Origin of the sequence: Streptococcus suis, assembly GCF_019856455.1 — a bacterium.
Classification (GTDB): domain Bacteria; phylum Bacillota; class Bacilli; order Lactobacillales; family Streptococcaceae; genus Streptococcus; species Streptococcus suis_AE.
Map to the genome: position 1 here is coordinate 356,087 of NZ_CP082205.1, position 20,472 is coordinate 376,558.

Sequence of the window (20,472 nt, forward strand, 5' to 3'; positions counted from 1 at the left end):
TTGAAAAAAATTTGTTCAATTGTATTTTCCTATTTTTATTTAAGTATTGCACTTAATTTTTCTTCCCCCCAAATTTTTTGAAAAACTTCTCAAAAATCATGCAAAAAACTTGACAAAATGCCTGCTATACTAGTATAGCAGGGCTTGACACTTCGGCCAAGCCCTTCCTATTAGCCTAAACAGGAGGAAATAATGAAAAAGAACAAGTATATATATGGCACAATCGCAGCAACTACTGCCATCACCCTTGCAACCGTTGGTGCGTCTAACGTATCAGCAAATACACAATATGGAATTCAATTAAACCGTGTTACTGGTGAATGGCAAACTGTCAACAATGCTACAGGTGAAATTGTAAAATCTGTACCAAATGAAACTTATTCTTCTTATGAAGAAGCTGAAGCATCATTGATGACATCAACCGTTGAAACATCAGTTACAACTGAAGCACCAGCCGCGGAAACAACTGCTGTCGAAACACCTAAAACTGCTGCTGAAGTTAAATCAGAAGTTGATGCACAACAAGCTGTTGTTGATACTACTGCTCAAGATGCAACTAACGCTCAATCTGATGCAGACGCAGCTAACCAAGACGTTACCACTGCTCAAGCAGACGTTGATACTGCAACCCAAGCAGTCAAAGACGCTGAAGCAAATACCGTAAACGCAACACCAGAAAACATTGCAGCAAACCAAGCTGACCAAACAGCTAACCTTGTAGACCAACAAGCAAACGCTACAGAAACAGATGAAGTTAACGCTGAAATCACAGCACAAACTCAAACTGTTGCTGACGCACAAACTGCTGTTGATACTGCACAAGCAGAAAAAGACCAAGCAGATGCTACTGTCACTGCTAAAGAAGCTGACGTAAAAGCAGCACAAGACGCTATTTCTGGTACTGGTCTTGCTGAAGCCCAAGCTAACCTTGACCAAGCAACTAAAGATGTCGCTACAGCAACTACTGCTCTTGACGCTGCAACTAAGGCTGCTAACGCTGCTAAGAAAACAGATGCAGAACGTCAAACTGCAATTGATGCAGCAACAACTGACGTTGCAGTTAAAACAGATGCGGTAACAACTGCTTCAGCAAAATTGACCGCTGCACAAGATGCTGTTAAACAAACAACTGATGCACTAACTAAGGCTACTGATGCTGTCAAATCAGCACAAGATGCTCTTGCAAATGTTGATACTGTTACAATTGTCATGCCAGACACAATTGTTTCAGATGAAGTGAAACAAAGAAATGGTTATACATCAAATGTTTCTAACTTTAAAACAGCTTATGAAAAGTATATGACAAATAAAACCAGCCAATGGTCACTAACATTGACTGGTCAAGGTGTTAAGGTGGCTCAAGCCTCAAGCACCAATATCAGTCCAGCTGATAAAAACAAAATTGTCAACATTGATGCCTTAACAAATGAACAACAAACAGAACTCAGCCTTTATGCAGCGCAAGTTTTGACTGAAGTTCGAAAAGTTCTAGGTAGACCAGCTATGGGTGTTACCGACGCCTCTCTACAATCAGCAACTGCTCAAGCCAAAAAATACATTGCTCGTGGAACATCAGCTCGTCAAGATGGACACCTTTGGGGTGATTACATTGGAGAAAACATTTCGTTAACGGCATCACGCTATACAATGACGATGTATGAACTCAAAGAACGTATGTATGAAGCAATCATCAGTCAAACATTCTTAGATGCACCATCTAACTGGGGACATTCTAGAAATAATATGAGCGGTAACTACGTTGGTGTTGCTCTTGCTAATGTTGGCGGTGATCTTCATATCATCAGCGTTATTCAAACTGCTGGTGGTACAGAAATTACCAACCCTAACGACCCAACAACTCTTCAAGCTGCCCTTGCTAAAGCTCAGGCAGATCAATCAGCAGCACAAGCCGCATCTGATACTGCTCAAGCAAATCTTGTAAAAGCAAGCTCAGATTACGCTAAGGCTCTTGAATTGAAGACTCAAGCAGAGAAAACTCTTGCTGATGCTACTGCAACACCGCTTCAAACACAGGTAGCAGAAAACAACCTACGTCTTGCAACAATTGCACTTCAAAATGCTGAAGCTCGCAAAGCTGATGCACAAAAAGCAGTTGATAACTTCTCAGCAAACCTTGCTGAGAAGAAAGCCGCACTTGATACAGCTAAGGCTGACCTTGCTCAAGCACAAGCTACTGCTACTGCAAAAGCAGAGGCTCTTGAAACAGCTAAGGTTGAGCTTGTTAAACAACAAGGTACACTTGATAGCTTGAACAAAGACAAAGACGCTCTTCTTGCAGAAAAAGACCGTTTGGTTGAAGAAGCAAAAGCACTTGCTACTGAGTTGAAAGGTTATCTTGAAGCACCAGCTATTCTTGCTGAAGCTCAAGCAACACTTACTGAAAAACAAGCGGCTCTTACTGAAGCACAAGCTAAAGCTGAAACAGCACAAAACAAACTTGAAACTGTTACTGCTAAACTTGCAGCAGAAGAAAGCAAATTGGCTGAACTTCAAGCTGAGTACAACAAACTCAAAGACCTTGAAGACAAAGCAAAAGACAATGTAATTGCAACACTTCCAGACGGAACAATTGTTGCAATACCAAAAGATGCACCAACTGCTGTTGAAAAACCAGCTATTGATATTGATGCAGTCAAACAAGCTCTTGATAAAGGTCAAGATGTGAAGGTTGTTGACGATAAGGTTGTGGTGACAAACCCACAAGCAGGTGTCACCGTCACACCACGAGGTATTACTTACTCACGTGTAGACCGTGCTAAGGCCTTGCCAAACACAGGGGAGCAAACAAGTTTGTTGGCACTCGCAGGTGTGGCAGTATTATCTAGTCTTGGTCTTGCAAGTGCAAGAAGACGCAAACAAGGATAGGTAGTCAATATAAAAAATCTTCTTACTATGACAGTAGGAAGATTTTTTGGATTGCCAAAATTATTGAAAAGCTTGTTCTATTCCGACAGTTTTGGGAAATTTTTAATGATTTCTTTTACCGTTAATTGGAATGGTGATGGTTATTGAGAAGAGTGAAAACAGAAAAATCTAGGACTTTGCTAAAATAGTCAAAAAAGAAAGAAAATACTTGACAGCATATATATATATAATGGTTATAGGACAAGTTCCAATTATTCAATATAAAGGAGAACTGTATGAAAACAGTTGGAAAGTTTTTTGCGAAAAAGTTGGCTAGCCTCTTAGTCTTGCTGCTGGTTTTAGGTATAGGTATTTTCTGGTTTAGAAATAGCATCCTAGCATGGTTCCAGGGAACCCATAAGGTTCAATATGAATTTGTCATTAAGAAGTTTGAAGCGGAAAGCAAGCTGGTTGTAGCAGGTGCTGAGGTGGAGACGACTGCCAACCAGACCTTTGAAAATAATAAATTAAAGGAATGGCCAGACTGGACAGAGCCCATTACCAAGCTCTTTGTAGGACGTGAAATGTCCGTTGATATTCCTGTGCAGACGGAGTTCAAGCTGGTCTTGGAGGGCATTGGTCAGTCTGATGTTCAGATTCAAAACAATACCTTAACCTTCAAGAAACCTGTGCTTGTTGAAGTTGATTCTCAGCAACATGGAGAAATCAAAATCAGCAATAATAGCAATGGTCTTGTCGATAAGGCGGTGGATGTATTTACTGCAGGGCAAAAGGCTCAGGAATTTTTAAATGATAAATCCCAAGAAGCCATTTACAAGACAAGTGAGGAAGTCTTGAATGATGCAGGACGCCAAGAAAAAGTAGCGGCCTTTGCAGAAACAGCCTTAGAAAACCTCCTCAATCTCAACTCCGAAGAAAAACTTGAGGTTGAGATAGAAGTGAGCGACTTGAATTTCCAGATTGTGGATAAGAAATAGTTTTTTTAAACAAGGTCGTGTCAGTAGGCACGGCTTTTTGTCTGCTCTGCTATTTCCAAAAATGCCCAAAATATGGTAAAATAAGGGGCAAGATATAGAGAAGTGAGAAGACCTATGAAATTACAAAAACCAAAAGGAACGCAAGATTTATTACCACAGGATTCTGCCAAGTGGCAGTATGTCGAACATTTTGCTCGGAACATTTTCAAACAGTACAATTACGCTGAGATTCGCACACCGATCTTCGAGCATTACGAGGTGATCAGTCGTTCGGTTGGTGATACGACGGACATTGTGACCAAGGAGATGTACGATTTCTATGACAAGGGAGAGCGTCATATCACTCTTCGTCCAGAAGGGACGGCACCGGTTGTTCGCTCCTATGTAGAAAACAAGCTCTTTGCTCCAGAAGTACAAAAACCTGCTAAGTTCTATTACATGGGCCCAATGTTCCGCTATGAGCGTCCGCAGGCAGGTCGTCTCCGTCAGTTCCACCAGATTGGAGTGGAGTGTTTCGGTTCCAATAACCCAGCGACAGATGTAGAAACCATTGCTATGGCCTATCACTTCTTTGAAGAGTTAGGGATCAAGGATATCCGCCTCCACCTCAACAGTCTGGGCAATCCAGAGAGCCGTGCCGCTTATCGCCAGGCCTTGATTGATTATCTGACACCACTCAAGGACCAGCTATCTAAGGACAGCCAGCGTCGCTTGGAAGAAAATCCCTTGCGTGTGTTGGATTCCAAGGAAAAAGAAGACAAGATTGCTGTGGAAAATGCGCCGTCTATCTTGGATTACTTGGATGAAGAAAGTAGAGTCCACTTTGAAACTGTCAAGTCTATGTTGGACAGTCTAGGTATTGCTTACACCATCGACACCAACATGGTGCGTGGTTTGGACTACTACAACCACACCATTTTCGAGTTTATGACAGAAGTGGGTGGTAACGACCTGACCATCTGTGCCGGTGGCCGTTATGATGGTTTGGTGACCTACTTTGGTGGACCAGAAACGCCAGCCTTTGGCTTTGGTATGGGGATTGAACGTCTCATCCTAGTCCTTGAAAAGCAAGGCATCGAGCTCCCTCTCGACACTCAGCTAGATGTCTACATCGCAGTTTTAGGTCAGGAGGCCAATAGCGGAGCGTTGGAGCTGGTTCAAGCCATCCGCAAGCAAGGCTTCCGAGCAGAGCGTGACTATCTGGACCGCAAGCTCAAGGCCCAGTTCAAGTCAGCAGATGTTTTTGGAGCTAAGACCATTATCACACTTGGTGGAAGCGAGTTGGAAAGCGGACAGGTAGTGGTTAAAAATAACCAGACAAGAAGTCAAGTTGAAACAAGCTTGGAAACACTTAAAACAGATTTTGCAAGTATTTTAGAAGAATTGGAGAAGCAGTAGTCTAAAGCTGCTTCTTTTTATTTTAGAAAGCAAAAAAAGAAGCGATTGGATAATCACTTCTTGAAAATAGTGGAGAACGCATTAGTGTGAGTGGCAGAAGTCTAAGACCATACGGCCTTGGATAGTACCTGCAGCCATTTCATCAAAGACTGCTTCGGCATCTTCGACTGGACGTTTTTGAACGACTGGAACAACCAAGCCCATAGCACCGAAGTGGAAGGCTTCTTCTAGGTCTTTACGAGTACCAACCAGAGAGCCGACCACTTTGATACCGTCTAGCACAGTCTTCACGATACTGAGGTCCATGTATTCAGATGGAAGTCCGACAGCCACCACATAGCCACCTGCACGAACGCTGTCAATAGCCTGGTTGAAGGCAACCTTAGAAACAGCCGTTACGACAGTTGAGTGAGCACCGCCACCAGTTACTTCCTTGATATAGCCAGGCACGTCTTCTACTTCAAGTCCATTGATGATGACATCTGCACCGACTTCCTTGGCTAATTCCAATTTATCATTATTGATATCTACAGCAATAACGTGGGCATTGAACACTTTTTTAGCGTATTGTACAGCAAGGTTTCCGAGTCCGCCAGCACCATAGATAGCGATCCATTGACCTGGTTCCAAGTGAGCTTCTTTAATCGCTTTGTAGCAAGTAACGCCCGCACAAGTGATAGAGCTTGCTTGAGCTGGATCAAGACCTTCTGGAACTTTTACTGCATAGTCTGCTGTTACAATCCATTGCTCAGCCATACCACCGTCAACAGAGTAGCCTGCATTTTTTACAGTGCGGCAGAGGGTTTCACGGCCAGTAGTACAGTATTCGCAAGTACCACAACCTTGGAAGAACCAAGCAACGCTGACACGGTCGCCGACCTTCAAGCTGGTCACATCAGGAGCAATTTCAGTCACGATACCGATACCTTCGTGACCAAGAACGCGACCAGGAACCTTACCAAAATCACCATTGGCAACGTGGAGGTCAGTGTGACAAACACCACAGTACTCAATTTGGACCAGAGCTTCGCCAGCTTCGAGTGGACGAAGTTCTTTTTCAACAACGACAACACCAGTAGATTCTGGATTAACAACAACTGCTTTCATGGTAGACCTCCTATTTATTGCAGCACATTTTTTGAATGTGTTAATATAGATATTTTCTTGTTAATAATATCACAATGTGAACAAAAATGCAAGAGTAGAAAAGGAGGGACAAATGAATATAAAATTGAAAATTATCACGTAATTACTACAAAATTTTCAAAAAAATCTATTTACATGGAAGCGTTTTCTTGATAAACTAGTATCGTAAATGTTAGAGAAAGAATAAATGATAAAGATTTGTCTTACTTTATGTATTTTTCGACCAAACAAAGCAGAAACAAATCTGAATGTTTTCTGAAAACAGGAAAAAGTAAGCGTTTTCCAAAACAAAACAGAAAAAATGTGAAAAAATTAACAATTTCTCTTTACAAATAAAATAAAAAATAGTAGAATAACATTGTGAAAAAGTTAACAAATAGTTAGCGAGTATATTTGGAGGAACACAATGGCTGATAAAAAAGTAGTATCACCAGAAGAAAAGTTGGTAGAAGCGCGCAAGCATGTCGATGAGCTTGTTCAAAAAGGTTTGGTTGCTCTTGATGAGTTCCGTAAACTTGGTCAAGAAGAAGTAGACTATATTGTAGCGAAAGCTTCGGTTGCAGCCCTTGATAAACACGGTGAATTGGCAATGCACGCCTTTGAAGAAACCAAGCGTGGTGTATTCGAAGACAAGGCTACTAAGAACTTGTTTGCCTGTGAGCACGTTGTCAATAACATGCGCCACACGAAAACTGTTGGTGTTATCGAAGAAGATGAAGTGACAGGCTTGACTTTGATTGCTGAGCCGGTCGGTGTTGTTTGTGGTATCACACCAACAACAAACCCAACTTCTACAGCAATCTTTAAATCATTGATTGCCTTGAAGACACGTAATCCGATTGTCTTTGCCTTCCACCCATCTGCACAAGAATCTTCTGCTCATGCAGCTCGTGTTGTCTATGAAGCAGCTGTGGCAGCTGGTGCCCCTGAAAACTGTATCCAGTGGATTACAAAACCATCTATGGAAGCAACATCTGAGTTGATGAAACATGATGGTATTGCAACAATCCTTGCAACTGGTGGTAACGCAATGGTGCGTGCAGCTTACTCTTGTGGTAAACCTGCCCTTGGTGTAGGTGCAGGTAACGTTCCAGCATACATTGAAAAATCAGCAAACATCCGTCAGGCAGCACATGACATCGTTATGTCTAAGTCATTTGACAACGGTATGGTCTGTGCGTCAGAGCAAGCAGTGATCATTGATAAGGAAGTGTATGACGAGTTTGTAGCTGAATTCAAATCGTACAAAACTTACTTTGTTAATAAGAAAGAAAAAGCACTTCTTGAAGAGTACTGCTTCGGTGTGAAAGCTAACAGCAAAAACTGTGCAGAAGGCAAATTGAATGCGGACATCGTAGGTCGCCCAGCTGCATGGATTGCTGAGCAGGCCGGCTTCTCAGTTCCAGAAGGTACAAACATCTTGGCAGCTGAGGTTGCTGAAATCGGTGAGAAAGAACCATTGACTCGTGAGAAATTGTCACCTGTTATTGCCGTCTTGAAAGTTGATGGTCGTGCAGAAGGTCTTGAAGCAGCTCGCCAAATGGTTGAATTCCACGGTCTCGGTCACTCTGCAGCTATTCATACGGAAGACGCAGAATTGGCGAAAGAGTTTGGTACAATCGTACGTGCTATCCGTGTTATTTGGAACTCTCCATCTACTTTCGGTGGTATCGGTGATGTTTACAACGCATTCTTGCCATCATTGACACTTGGTTGTGGTTCTTACGGACGCAACTCAATCAGTGATAACGTAAGTGCTATGAACTTGCTCAACATCAAGAAAGTAGGAAGACGTAGAAATAATATGCAATGGTTTAAAGTTCCTTCTAAAACATACTTCGAACGTGACTCTATCCAATATCTCCAAAAATGCCGTGACGTTGAACGTGTCATGATTGTTACAGACCGTGCCATGGTAGAACTTGGATTCCTAGATCGTATCATCGAACAATTGGACCTTCGTCGTAATAAAGTTGTTTACCAAATCTTCTCAGACGTTGAGCCAGATCCAGACATCACAACGGTTTATAAAGGTACAGAATTGATGCGTACCTTCAAACCAGATACAATCATCGCACTCGGTGGTGGTTCACCAATGGATGCTGCCAAAGTTATGTGGCTCTTCTACGAACAACCAACAGTTGATTTCCATGACCTAGTTCAAAAATTCATGGACATCCGTAAACGTGCCTTTAAGTTCCCAGAACTTGGTAAGAAATCTAAGTTTATCGCGATTCCAACAACATCAGGTACAGGTTCAGAAGTAACACCGTTCGCCGTAATCTCTGATAAAGCAAACAACCGTAAATACCCGATCGCTGACTACTCATTGACACCAACTGTGGCAATCGTTGACCCAGCACTCGTATTGACAGTACCTGCACATGTTACAGCGGATACTGGTATGGACGTATTGACTCACGCTACAGAAGCATACGTTTCAACAGTAGCCAACGACTTTACAGATGGTTTAGCACTTCAAGCCATTAAACTTGTATTTGAAAACCTTGAAAGCTCAGTGAAGAATGCTGACTTTGTATCACGTGAGAAAATGCACAACGCATCAACTATGGCAGGTATGGCTTTCGCCAACGCATTCCTAGGTATTTCTCACTCAATGGCTCATAAGATTGGTGGACGTTTCCATACTGTTCACGGTCGTACAAACGCTATCTTGCTTCCATACGTCATCCGCTACAACGGTACTCGTCCAGCTAAGACAGCTACATGGCCTAAATACAACTACTACAAAGCGGATGAAAAATACCAAGATATTGCACGTATGCTCGGTTTGCCATGCTCAACCCCAGAAGAAGCAGTTGCTGCTTACGCACAAGCTGTTTACGACCTCGGTGAGCGCATCGGTATCCAAATGAACTTGAAAGCACAAGGTATCGACGAGAAAGAACTCAAAGAACACTCTCGCGAATTGGCTCTTCTTGCCTACGAAGACCAATGTACACCAGCTAACCCACGTTTGGCGATGGTTGACCACATGCAAGAAATCATCGAAGACGCCTACTACGGTTACAAAGAACGTCCAGGCCGCATCAAGTAAGGATTTTCGTCACGATACATCGTTAAAGCTCCTTGCCTAACTTTAGTTATGCCTACGTCGCTTTGCCTTGTCTCGATTAGAAAATCATCCCTTGTTGAATGGGTTATCTTCGTCAATCTGTCTAGATAGCTTTTGGCTTAGAATGATTATAGTAGTAAGTTTAGGAACGTATGGTAAATCCTGTCTCGGTTAGTTGACCGACATATGATTTACAGGTAAATTGCCTCCAAACTTTCATATATACCAGTCTATTTTCGGATAGGCTGGTATTTTCTTATCATATCTTGCCAATTTTCTGTCAATTTGTGGTAGAATAGAAAAAATAGATTTTTGCGGAGAATATTATGACACTAGTTTATCAATCAACACGCGATGCTAAAAATACTGTATCGGCTAGTCAGGCGATTTTACAAGGTTTGGCGACTGACGGTGGTTTGTTTACACCGATTTCCGTTCCGACAGTTGACTTGGACTTTTCTGTTCTCAAAGATGTTTCCTATCAAGAAGTTGCCAAGTTGATTTTGTCGGCTTTCTTGGACGATTTTACGGCAGATGAACTGGACTACTGTATCAATAACGCCTACGACAGCAAGTTTGACACGCCAGTTATTGCCCCAGTGGTTAAGCTCAATGGTCAGTACAACTTGGAACTTTTCCGTGGCTCAACCATTGCCTTTAAGGATATGGCTCTGTCCATCCTGCCTTACTTGATGACGACTGCGGCGAAAAAGCATGGTTTGGAAAATGAGATTGTCATCTTGACAGCGACTTCAGGCGATACAGGCAAGGCGGCTATGGCTGGCTTTGCGGATGTCCCAGGCACACAAATCATTGTCTTCTATCCACGCGACGGGGTGTCTAAGGTCCAAGAATTGCAGATGACCACGCAGACAGGGGCTAATACCCACGTGGTGGCTATTGATGGTAACTTTGACGACGCCCAGACAAATGTCAAACACATGTTCAACGATGAAGCCCTCCGTGCCAAGTTGGCGGCTAAGAAACTCCAGTTTTCATCAGCCAACTCCATGAACATCGGCCGCTTGGTGCCACAGATTGTGTACTATGTCTATGCCTACTCTCAGTTGGTTAAGACCGGCGAGATTGCGGCGGGCGACAAGGTCAACTTCACCGTTCCAACAGGAAATTTCGGAAATATCTTGGCAGCTTATTACGCCAAACAAATCGGTCTGCCAGTTGGCAAACTCATCTGTGCGTCCAACGACAACAACGTCTTGACTGACTTCTTCTCGACAGGCGTTTACGACAAGAACCGTACCTTCCGCGTGACCACCAGTCCGTCCATGGACATCTTGGTGTCTTCTAACTTGGAGCGCTTGATTTTCCACCTCTTTGGTAATGACGCTGGCAAAACAGCTGAGTTGATGGAAGCTTTGAACACAGCTGGTCAGTATGACATTCAAGGAGCTGACGCGGAAATCCTCTCTCTCTTTGCTGCCGCCTTTGCGACAGAAGAAGAAACCGCTGCGGAAATCAAACGTGTCTATGACGAGTCAAACTACATTGAAGATCCACATACGGCTGTTGCCTCAGCTGTCTATAAACAGTATGTGGAGCAAACAGGAGACCAAACTCCGACAGTGATTGCGTCAACCGCTAGTCCTTACAAGTTCCCTGTGGTTGCGGTAGAGGCGGTGACAGGTCAGTCAGGCTTGACTGACTTTGAAGCCCTTGCAAAATTGCATGAGATTTCAGGTGTAGACTTGCCACCAGCTGTGGACGGCTTGGAAATAGCACCTGTTCGTCACAATACCGTCGTTGCAGCTGCAGATATGCAGGTTGAAGTAGAGCGTTATTTGGGTGTTTAAGTAAATTTAGGGGCGAAAGCCCCTTTTGAATTGGAGAATGATGAAAGAAACCTACAAAGACGTATTAAAAATCGCCCTGCCTGCCATGGCAGAAAATATTCTTCAAATGCTGATGGGGATGGTAGATTCTTATCTAGTCGCTAGCCTCGGACTTGTGGCCCTGTCTGGAGTGTCTCTGGCCAATAATATCTTGGCGGTCTATCAGGCTATATTTATTGCGCTTGCGGCAGCTATTTCTTCACGAATGGCTCAGATGCTTGGGCAGGGGAAGACTGAGAAGGTGGGCTACCTTGCTAGTGAAAGTCTAAAAGTGACCCTATTTGTCAGCTTGGTTTTGGGTGCTCTTGCAGTTTTGGCAGGTCCTTACTTGCTGACAGGCTTGGGAGCTGAAGCTGCGGTTGCCAAGGCAGGTGGTCTTTATCTCATCTTGGTTGGTGGAGGCATTCTCTTTCTCGGTCTGATGATGAGTTTAGGGGCTATGTTAAGGGCTTTAGGGCAACCTCGTTTTCCTATGTATATCAGTCTGCTTTCCAATCTCCTCAACGCTCTTTTTTCAGCTTTTGCTGTTTTCGTGCTTCATGCTGGCGTGGCTGGAGTTGCACTTGGAACAGTCTTGTCACGGCTGGTAGGTTGTTTTCTGTTGTGGGCAAAGCTGTCTGTCCCTTTTGAAAAATGGACCTGGTCTTGGGATGTAGAACTCATTCGTCTTGCCTTACCAACAACCGGAGAACGTTTGATGATGCGGGCTGGTGATGTGGTGGTTGTTGCTTTGATAACTAGCCTAGGAACAGCAGTTGTAGCAGGCAATGCCATAGGGGAAACCTTGACTCAGTTTAACTATATGCCAGCCATGGGCATTGCTACAGCAACCATTATTTTGACAGCTCAACATCGACAAAATCAGTTAGCAGTTCAAAGGATTTTTAAAACGAGCTTGCACCTATCACTCATATTTATGCTTTTGATGGCGGCGACGACTTATTTTGCAGGTCCTTTTTTGACCAGTCTCTATTCAAGAGAGTCTCAAGTAGTTCAAGCCAGTCAGACAGTCCTACTCTATTCTATGCTTGGAGTTCCTGTTACAGCAGCTACCCTTATTTTAACTGCCTTGTGGCAGGGCTTGGGCAATGCCAAGCTACCCTTCTATGCAACTAGTTTAGGGATGTGGCTGGTCCGCATAGGTCTTGCTTATTTGCTTGTAGGTATCTTTCAGTTGGGGTTGCAGGCCATTTGGATAGCAACCATAGTGGACAATGCCTTTCGTGCAGGATTTTTGTATGTTCAATATAAGAGAGTAGGAAAAGTTAAAACTGATTAAGGAATTTCTAAGAAAACTTTCAGTTTGGCTTAAGTTTGTAGATGTATACTATCATCAAGCTAGAAATAGCCCTTCTTTTTCATATAATCTCCTAGAGAACAGTCGGCCGTGGTCGGCTGTTTTCGTGTTTCGGCGCATTTTGGAAGTTTGCTTAGTTATATTCGTCCATCTTTTCACCTAAAGGTGTCCCTATCTTTGTTAACAGACTTTTTCAACTAAAATCATTTTCAGACTTTTTATATCTAGTTAAATCTGTAAAGTGAATTTTTCTCTTTAGATAGATTTTTAGTAAAAAGACACTCTAAAACAGAATATAATTCAAAAATATTATAAAAATTATAAAATAAGCAAAAAAGTGATTGATTTTTTTAAAAAAGTATTTTATACTCGTCTTATATAGATACGTCAAATATAAGCAAGGCATACAAACAGCACCCTCAGAGTTTGCTTTATATTTACTTGATGAAATCTTTAGAAAATGGAGAACGGGTTATGAAATTAAAACAGGTATGGAGAATATTGCCTAAGTTTAAAATATGCTTACTCTTGCTTGCATTGATAGGAGCAAGCTTTGACGGGATTATTATGTCTCAGGTTATTTCGAGAGTTAGTCAATTTAGCTCGGAATCAACTGTAAAAGATGTTTTACTATTCGCCGGTTGCAGTATATTGTTCTATTTATTGATTCAATTATCAGATTTATTTGTTTCAATAATAAAAAACGACTTACTAAAAAATCTGCATAAAAGGTATAAGATGGAACTGTTAAACTATCTTGGAAATAAGGAGAATGCATTAGATGTTACAGGGTCTCTTGCGGTATTAACAGTAGATTTAAAATTAGTAGAAGATAAATATTTTTCCGTTCTTTTTGATTGCTTATACTACAGTCTTTTAGGGGCGGTTTCATTGATATATCTTGTCTATCTAAGTCCTGCAATTTCTGTATTATTTATTATTTTCTCATTTCTTCCAATGTTGCCAGCAATACTATTTAGCAAATATCTAGGAACTGCAACAGAGAATTTTACTAAGTCGAATGAGAAATTTATTCGTAGCATAAAAGATATTTTTCAAGGTTTTTCGGTTCTATGGACATATGGTGCGAATCGTAAGTTTTTAGGGATGGCTGAGACAGTTGTCAATGACTTAGAAAATAGTAATGAGGCATTAAATAATAAACACAGCATAGTTAATCTTGTTTCTTCCATGCTGTCGTGGTTAAGTTATATTGTTCCAATAACTGTAGCTCTAGTATTTGTAACCCAAGGGAAACTAGATGCTAGTATTGTTATCGCTTTATTTTTAGCCAGTGACCGTGTTATCTATCCATTTAGAAATGTTTCGAACTATTTACGAATGATACAATCAACGGAGCCAACTCGAAAAAAATTAGAGAAAATGTTACAGGATTCTCAGCAACAGGAAGTGTTTGAAAATCATATTGATGAATCAATATTGAAGCCTGAGATTCATTTTTCAGGAGTAGCCATTGGACATGGAACAGCAATTATCAAAAATTTTAATGCTACAGTCCCATATGGTCGTAAAGTGCTGATTAGAGGAGCTTCAGGAAGTGGAAAGACGACCTTGCTAGATAGCATACAGGGTGTACTGCAACCGTTGGAAGGGGAAATATCTGTATTAAATCATCAGAAAAAAATAAGTAATCCTAGCAATCAAATGGCAAGAATCCAACAATCGCCCTACTATTTTGAGGCAAACTTAAAAGAGAATCTCCTAATGGCACTTGAATCAGTTCGTGAGGAGGAGTTGTTAACCTTGCTTTCAGAGCTGGGGTTGGTAGAAGAGCTGGGTGAAGATTGTTTAGAGAAATATTATGGTGAAAATGGGGCGCAGTTATCAGGAGGACAAAAACAACGTATTGAGATTGCCAGAGCCCTCCTTCATAATAAGAAAATCTTGTTAGTTGATGAGGGGACATCGGCAATTGATAAACAATCCTCAGCCCTCATTCGTAAAAAACTTGCCAATTTACCAATTACAATCTTTGAGGTTGCTCATCACTATTCAGAGTCGGATCTTGGCCTATACGATGAGATATGGGAAATTCATCCGAATAGTGGTACAATAGAGAAAATACTATGAATTGGAATGTGAATTGTGAAAGAAAAAATTGCTAGTCTTATTAAGCGGACGCGTTTGGAGAAAGGATTTAGTCAAAAAGAACTGTCTGAGGGTATTTGTGCTCAAGCAGTTATTAGCAAAATTGAAAAAGCTGAGGTTTCTCCATCAGTCGAATTATTTTTTAAACTTGTCAAAAAATTAGACATTGATTCTAGTGTGATATTGGAATTGTTTCAACTAAAGAAGAGTACAGAAGAATCGATTCTTACGGATGAATTGAAGTCCATTCTTTACCGAAGAGAGTATGATACATTGGAATATTTTTTGCAGTTTATTTCAAAAGATTCTGTATCTCCGATTCAAATGCCATATATACAATACCTTAATGGGGTATTGTTATTTGGGAAATACAAAAAGTCAAATGAAGCTTTAGAGATTTTGGAAGGGTTGCTGCCTACTTTGGTTGAAAATGCTAATCTATTTTTACGAGTTGGGATTGCCATTGCGGGAATATATTCGGAGTTAGAAGAGTATGCAACATCATTGAACCAATATGAAAGTCTCATTCATCACTATCATGAGTCGAATGATTGGGAGTTGAAAGTATTATTTCAATACGGATATTCTAGAATTTTGTACCTGTGTAACAACTTTGAAAAAGCCTTGGTTTATAATGCAGAATCACTAGAAATATTAAAGAGTCGAAATACTTTATTTATGTTAGGCAATACTTTGTTAATGAGAGCCAACATATTAGCAAAACGCTCCATTATTTCAGAAGCAATTGATATGGTCAAAAAATCAATAGTTGTTTATGACTTAGAAGGCGACGAGCTCTTAAAAAATTTAGCTCAGTCACTCCTTATAGATTTATTGGAACAGGAGTCGCAAGACGAAAAAGAAATTAATGAAATTTAGTGTATTATTGCTTACATATGTAATATTATTTGGAGATAAGATTCCACCAGTAATACTAAGTTAAAATTGGGAATCAGTATAGATGATGATAAAACACCTAAATTCCTCAGAATAAGTCGGAATTAGGTGTTTTTGATTGGTGTAAAAAGATGAGAAGTATTAATATAGTGGTTTGAATTAGGAAAAGGACGGTTTTAAGTTATAGTGTTAATAACCCACTCCTAAAATGACTTTAGAGTTCTCAAATTGACAAACTTAGATATGTCCTGTTTCTAATTCACTCTACCATAGTTCCGAGTTTCTAGGCTGTATTCAAATTTTTAGATACGATAATATATAAAATCGTATGAATTTTACAGTTCAGTGGACTGTAAGAGGTCTGAGCCTTGAAACTCAAAGCAAAGAGGAAATATACAGCCTCATTTTGCGGTCGGCTGTTTTCGTGTTTCGGTGTGCTTTGAAAGTAATATTCGTTCATCTTTTCACCTAAAGGTGTCCCTATCGCTAAGTCGCAAGCGACAAAGAGCTAGGTATCATATAATCTCCAGAGAACAGCTGACTGCGGTCGGCTGTTTTCGTGTGTTCTATTCTTATGTAAAAATGGTATAATGGTAGTGATTGTATAAGGAGAAAATTATGTTGGTAGTAGGAAAAGCAAATGGAAAAATCATTTTGATGGGCGAGCATGCGGTTGTCTATGGTCAGCCAGCAATTGCTATGCCTTTTTCTGCTGTGGAAATTACTGCTCAGGTGACTGCCCAAGGCCAGGCTCTCAGTGTAGCCTGTGATTTTTATGAAGGGTTGGTTCACAAGATGCCAAAAATCTGGGAAAGCCTCAAACATGCCATTCGCTTTTCCCTCTACCGTATCGGTGCCCCGACTGATCCAGCTATTCATATCGAAATCAGCTCCACCATTCCTGCCGAGCGCGGCATGGGCTCCAGTGCTGCGGTGGCAGTTGCAGTAGCACGCGCCCTCTTTGCCTATTATGAAAAAGAGCTGACCGACAGCGAACTCTGGGACATCGTCCAGTCTTCGGAAAAAATTGCTCACGGCAATCCATCAGGCATAGATGCGGCGACCACCAGTGGCAAGTTTCCCGTCTTTTTTATCAAGCACCAGCCCATCGAACCTTTTGAGCTGAAACTCCATGCCCATTTGGTAGTGGCTGATACAGGCGTGACGGGAAACACCTTAGAAGCCATTTCAGACGTGGCTGATTTGTTGGAGAAAAAGCCAGAGGCTATCAAGCTAGTAGAAGAACTGGGGAACTTGACCCGACAGGCCAAGGAAGATTTAGCCACAGACCAGGCAGAGCTTCTAGGTAGCAGAATGAACCAAGCTCATGCCCTCCTGCAAAAATTAGGCGTGTCTGATTCCAGCCTAGATAAGCTAATCAGCCTTGCTCAAGAAAATGGAGCCCTCGGAGCCAAATTAACCGGTGGCGGACGAGGCGGTTGCATGATTGCCCTGGCAAGAACAGGCCAAGATGCTCAAACTCTTGCCCAAGTTCTTGCCCAAGCAGGTGCCCGCCAAACCTGGATACAGTACTTAGGAGAAACCAATGACTAAACAAATAGGCATAGCCCGTGCCCATACTAATATTGCCTTGATTAAATACTGGGGAAAACGCGATAAGGAATTATTCCTACCTATGAATTCCAGTTTATCCCTGACCCTTGACGCATTTTATACGGATACCAAGGTCGTTTTTGACCCAGAATTGACTGCCGATGAGTTCTATCTCAACGGAATGTTACAAAAAGAAAAAGAAATTTTAAAAATTTCTCGATTTTTGGATTTGTTTTGCGAATATATAGGTGAAAGGGCATTTGCCCGAGTGGAAAGTCTAAATTTTGTTCCGACTGCAGCTGGTTTGGCCAGCTCAGCATCAGCCTTCGCAGCACTTGCACTTGCAACCGCCACTGCCTTGGATTTAGATTTGTCACCAGCCACCCTATCAACCCTTGCTCGCAGGGGTTCTGGCTCTAGCACCCGCAGCCTATTCGGTGGATTTGTCGAGTGGGATATGGGAACGGGTTCGGAAGATTCTATGGCTCATCCCATTGCTGATGCCGATTGGGATATTGCCATGGTCGTCTTAGCCGTCAATACTGGACCGAAAAAGATTGCCAGTCGAGAGGGAATGGACCACACAGTTGCCACCTCCCCATTTTACACAGCCTGGGTAGAAACCGCCAAACAAGACTTGGTGGACATCAAGGCAGCTATTGCTAACCGTGATTTTGAAAAACTTGGTCAAATCACAGAGCACAATGGCATGAAAATGCATGCAACAACGCTTTCTGCCAATCCACCTTTTACATACTGGTCAGCTGATAGCCTAGTGGCCCAAGAGGCAGTCCGTCAGGTTCGTGAGGCAAGTGGCTTATCAGCCTACATGACCATGGATGCCGGACCGAATGTCAAGGTCCTCTGCCGAGCAAGTCAAATGGATGAGCTAGTAGCTGAATTGGCCAAAGTCTTCCCAAGAGAGAAAATCATCACCAGCAAGCCTGGTCCTGCAGCCTATGTCCTCGGTGAAGACGAGTGGCAGGCCTCACAAGCAACGTTTGAAAAGGGCTTGTAGCATGAAAGTACAAGTAAAGATACCTGGAAAACTCTTTCTAGCAGGGGAATACGCAGTCGTCGAGGCAGGCTATCCCGCAGTGATTGCGGCCCTTGACCAATACCTGACTGTCACCATTGAAACAAGTGACCACGGCCTTCTTCACTCCAGCCAGCAAGCAGACCTCTATCTGACCTGGGAGCGTCAGGAAGGTATCGTTCATGTCCAAGGTGACCATCCTTATGCTCTGATTGAGACAGCCATGCAGGTTACAGAAGCCTATCTGACAGCCAAAGGTCAGTCCTGTCAAGCAACCTACAGCCTAGCGGTCCAATCTGACCTGGATGACCAGACTTCAGGTGCTAAGTACGGATTGGGGTCGTCAGGGGCAGTGACGGTTGCGACGGTCAAGGCCCTGCTGACCTACTACGGTCACCGACCAGATGCCCTGCTGACCTACAAGCTGGCAGCCCTGGCCCAGACCAAGTTAGGTAGGACGGGTTCCTTCGGAGATTTGGCAGCTTCCAGTTTTGGTGGCTTGATCGCCTATCATTCCTTGGACCGTTCTTGGCTTTTAGGGAAAATGGCAGAGCTGTCCCTGCTTGAGCTGGTGGAAAGTGATTGGCAAGGTTTGTCCATCAGTCCGATCCAGCTACCTGAAGGCTTAGACCTCTTGGTTGGCTGGACAGGGTCGGCGGCTTCGACAGATCGATTGGTTTCCCAGATGGAAAGCCAAAAAAGTCAGGCAGAAAAAGAGCACATTCATAGCCAATTTTTAGCCGACTCTAAAACCTGTGTAGAGCAGTTGATAGTAGCTTGTCAGACAAATGACTCAGCGTCAGCAAGACAGGCCATTACTCAGAACCGCAAGCTTTTACAAGACTTTGCGACTGGGATGGGCTTGGTGATTGAAACTCCTCAACTGAGTCAACTCTGTGAACTGGCTCGGACTTATGGGGCGGTGGCCAAATCGTCAGGAGCAGGTGGTGGTGACTGCGGCATTTGCTTGGTAGATAGTAAGGAACAAAAAGCAGCGATTGAGAAGGCTTGGCAACAAGCCGGCATTTTTCCACTCAAATTAAACATCGCAAGTAGAGAATAAGGAGAAACTATGTTTTATTTAGGAGCATTTGGTTTAGACCGTAAGGATCAACATGTTGGCTTGGCCAATCAGCAGTATAGTGCCATGCCGGCCAAGGATTTTACAGAAACTTTGTTTGTTCACCATTCCTTGCCTCAGACCAAGGTGGATGAGGTGGATATTTCGACCAGTGTAGCTGGTTTGGACTTTGACTTTCCTTTCTTTATCAACGCTATGACTGGCGGGAGCAAGAAGACGAGAGAAATCAATCGTCTCTTGGGGATTATGGGGCATTTTGGTAAGATTGCCTTGGCCTCAGGGTCTGTTAGTGCAGCTATCAAGGAACCGTCTGTTGCGGAAACCTTCTCAGTTATGCGTAGGGAAAATCCTAATGGCATTATCTTTGCCAATCTAGGTGCTCATCATGGTGTTGAAAATGCCAAGCGAGCGGTGGATTTATTGGAAGCCAATGCTATTCAAATCCATGTCAATGCACCGCAGGAGATTGTTATGCCTGAGGGGGATCGTGATTTCACCATGTGGTTGAAAAACATTGAAACTTTAGTGCGTGAGATGGAAGTACCTGTCATTGTCAAAGAGGTTGGTTTCGGTATGAGTCGTGAAACAGTTGCCCGACTGGCTTCTGTCGGTGTAAAAACTATCGATGTTTCTGGTACAGGTGGAACAGATTTCGCTAAGATTGAAAATGCCCGCCGAACCTTCAATGCTTATGCCTATTTAGAAGGTTGGGGTCAATCAACAGTGACCTCCTTGGTAGAGGCTATGACTGTTTCTGAGGATATCCGTCCAAGTCTCATCGCTTCTGGTGGTATTAAAACACCGCTCGATATTGTCAAGTCACTAGCCCTAGGTGCAGACTTTGTTGGTATGTCTAATTATTTCCTTCAATATGTAAAGGATGGTAAGGGGTATCGTTTTGATGAGGGGCTTCAGGCTATTAAGACCATTCAATGGCAAATGGCAGAAATCATGACCATGTTGGGGGCAAAGAATATTGCTGACCTTCGCAAGAAAGATTTGGTTTTGGCACCGAATGTACAGAACTGGTGTGAGGCACGAAATATTGATTGGAAAGCCTATGCCCGTCGGTCAGTGAGATAAGAATACACAAAAAAGGTGGTCGAGAGACCACTTTTAATGTTCAATGTGTTAAGAAAATGTGTGCAACTAAGATTGTAAGCTT

13 protein-coding genes are annotated in these 20,472 nt (G+C 42.6%); 12 read left to right on the top strand and 1 reads right to left on the bottom strand.

The window, feature by feature from the left end:
* The first annotated feature begins 192 nt into the window (after positions 1-192).
* The 3 genes from K6969_RS01895 (at position 193) to hisS (ending at position 5,261) form a co-directional block, all read left to right on the top strand.
* Complete coding sequence (locus K6969_RS01895) at positions 193-2,886, top strand: SEC10/PgrA surface exclusion domain-containing protein (protein WP_321537447.1); 2,694 nt, start codon at positions 193-195, stop codon at positions 2,884-2,886.
* Positions 2,887-3,161: 275 nt separating this feature from the next.
* Positions 3,162-3,863: a hypothetical protein gene (locus K6969_RS01900; RefSeq protein WP_171943143.1), complete on the top strand. Its 702-nt coding sequence runs from the start codon at positions 3,162-3,164 to the stop codon at positions 3,861-3,863.
* Positions 3,864-3,977: 114 nt separating this feature from the next.
* The gene (gene hisS, locus K6969_RS01905) at positions 3,978-5,261 is read left to right on the top strand and encodes a histidine--tRNA ligase (RefSeq protein WP_171943142.1); all 1,284 of its coding nucleotides are present in this window, start codon (positions 3,978-3,980) and stop codon (positions 5,259-5,261) included.
* Between the two features lie 81 nt (positions 5,262-5,342).
* Here the strand turns inward: hisS and adhP are convergent, their stop codons facing one another.
* Positions 5,343-6,368 carry an alcohol dehydrogenase AdhP gene (gene adhP, locus K6969_RS01910; RefSeq protein WP_171943141.1) on the bottom strand — a complete coding sequence of 342 codons (1,026 nt, stop codon included), beginning with the start codon at positions 6,366-6,368 and terminating at the stop codon, positions 5,343-5,345.
* 445 nt (positions 6,369-6,813) lie between these two features.
* On the opposite strand from adhP, the gene adhE reads away from it, so the two are divergent.
* The 9 genes from adhE (at position 6,814) to fni (ending at position 20,390) form a co-directional block, all read left to right on the top strand.
* A complete protein-coding gene (gene adhE / locus K6969_RS01915) occupies positions 6,814-9,465 on the top strand; it encodes a bifunctional acetaldehyde-CoA/alcohol dehydrogenase (RefSeq protein ID WP_171943140.1) in 2,652 nt (883 codons plus the stop codon).
* A 344-nt stretch (positions 9,466-9,809) separates the two neighbouring features.
* Positions 9,810-11,294: a threonine synthase gene (thrC, locus tag K6969_RS01920; protein ID WP_029174096.1), complete on the top strand. Its 1,485-nt coding sequence runs from the start codon at positions 9,810-9,812 to the stop codon at positions 11,292-11,294.
* 37 nt (positions 11,295-11,331) lie between these two features.
* Positions 11,332-12,612, top strand: coding sequence for an MATE family efflux transporter (locus K6969_RS01925; protein ID WP_029174095.1), 1,281 nt, complete (start codon positions 11,332-11,334; stop codon positions 12,610-12,612).
* A gap of 462 nt (positions 12,613-13,074) precedes the next feature.
* Positions 13,075-14,721, top strand: a complete 1,647-nt coding sequence (locus tag K6969_RS01930) for an ATP-binding cassette domain-containing protein (protein ID WP_321537405.1) — start codon at positions 13,075-13,077, stop codon at positions 14,719-14,721.
* A gap of 15 nt (positions 14,722-14,736) precedes the next feature.
* Entirely contained in the window at positions 14,737-15,618 is an 882-nt protein-coding gene (locus K6969_RS01935; RefSeq protein ID WP_171943242.1) for a helix-turn-helix domain-containing protein, read from the top strand.
* A 636-nt stretch (positions 15,619-16,254) separates the two neighbouring features.
* Positions 16,255-17,190 (top strand): mevalonate kinase, encoded by a 936-nt coding sequence (mvk, locus tag K6969_RS01940; RefSeq protein WP_029173948.1) that lies wholly within the window; start codon positions 16,255-16,257, stop codon positions 17,188-17,190.
* On the top strand, positions 17,183-18,208 hold the full coding sequence (mvaD, locus tag K6969_RS01945; RefSeq protein ID WP_044759025.1) for a diphosphomevalonate decarboxylase: 1,026 nt from the start codon (positions 17,183-17,185) through the stop codon (positions 18,206-18,208). Before mvk ends, mvaD begins: the two co-directional genes overlap by 8 nt.
* A 1-nt stretch (position 18,209) precedes the next feature.
* Positions 18,210-19,289 (top strand): phosphomevalonate kinase, encoded by a 1,080-nt coding sequence (locus tag K6969_RS01950; protein WP_044759023.1) that lies wholly within the window; start codon positions 18,210-18,212, stop codon positions 19,287-19,289.
* A gap of 9 nt (positions 19,290-19,298) precedes the next feature.
* Positions 19,299-20,390: a type 2 isopentenyl-diphosphate Delta-isomerase gene (fni, locus tag K6969_RS01955; protein ID WP_044759021.1), complete on the top strand. Its 1,092-nt coding sequence runs from the start codon at positions 19,299-19,301 to the stop codon at positions 20,388-20,390.
* Positions 20,391-20,472 lie beyond the last annotated feature (82 nt).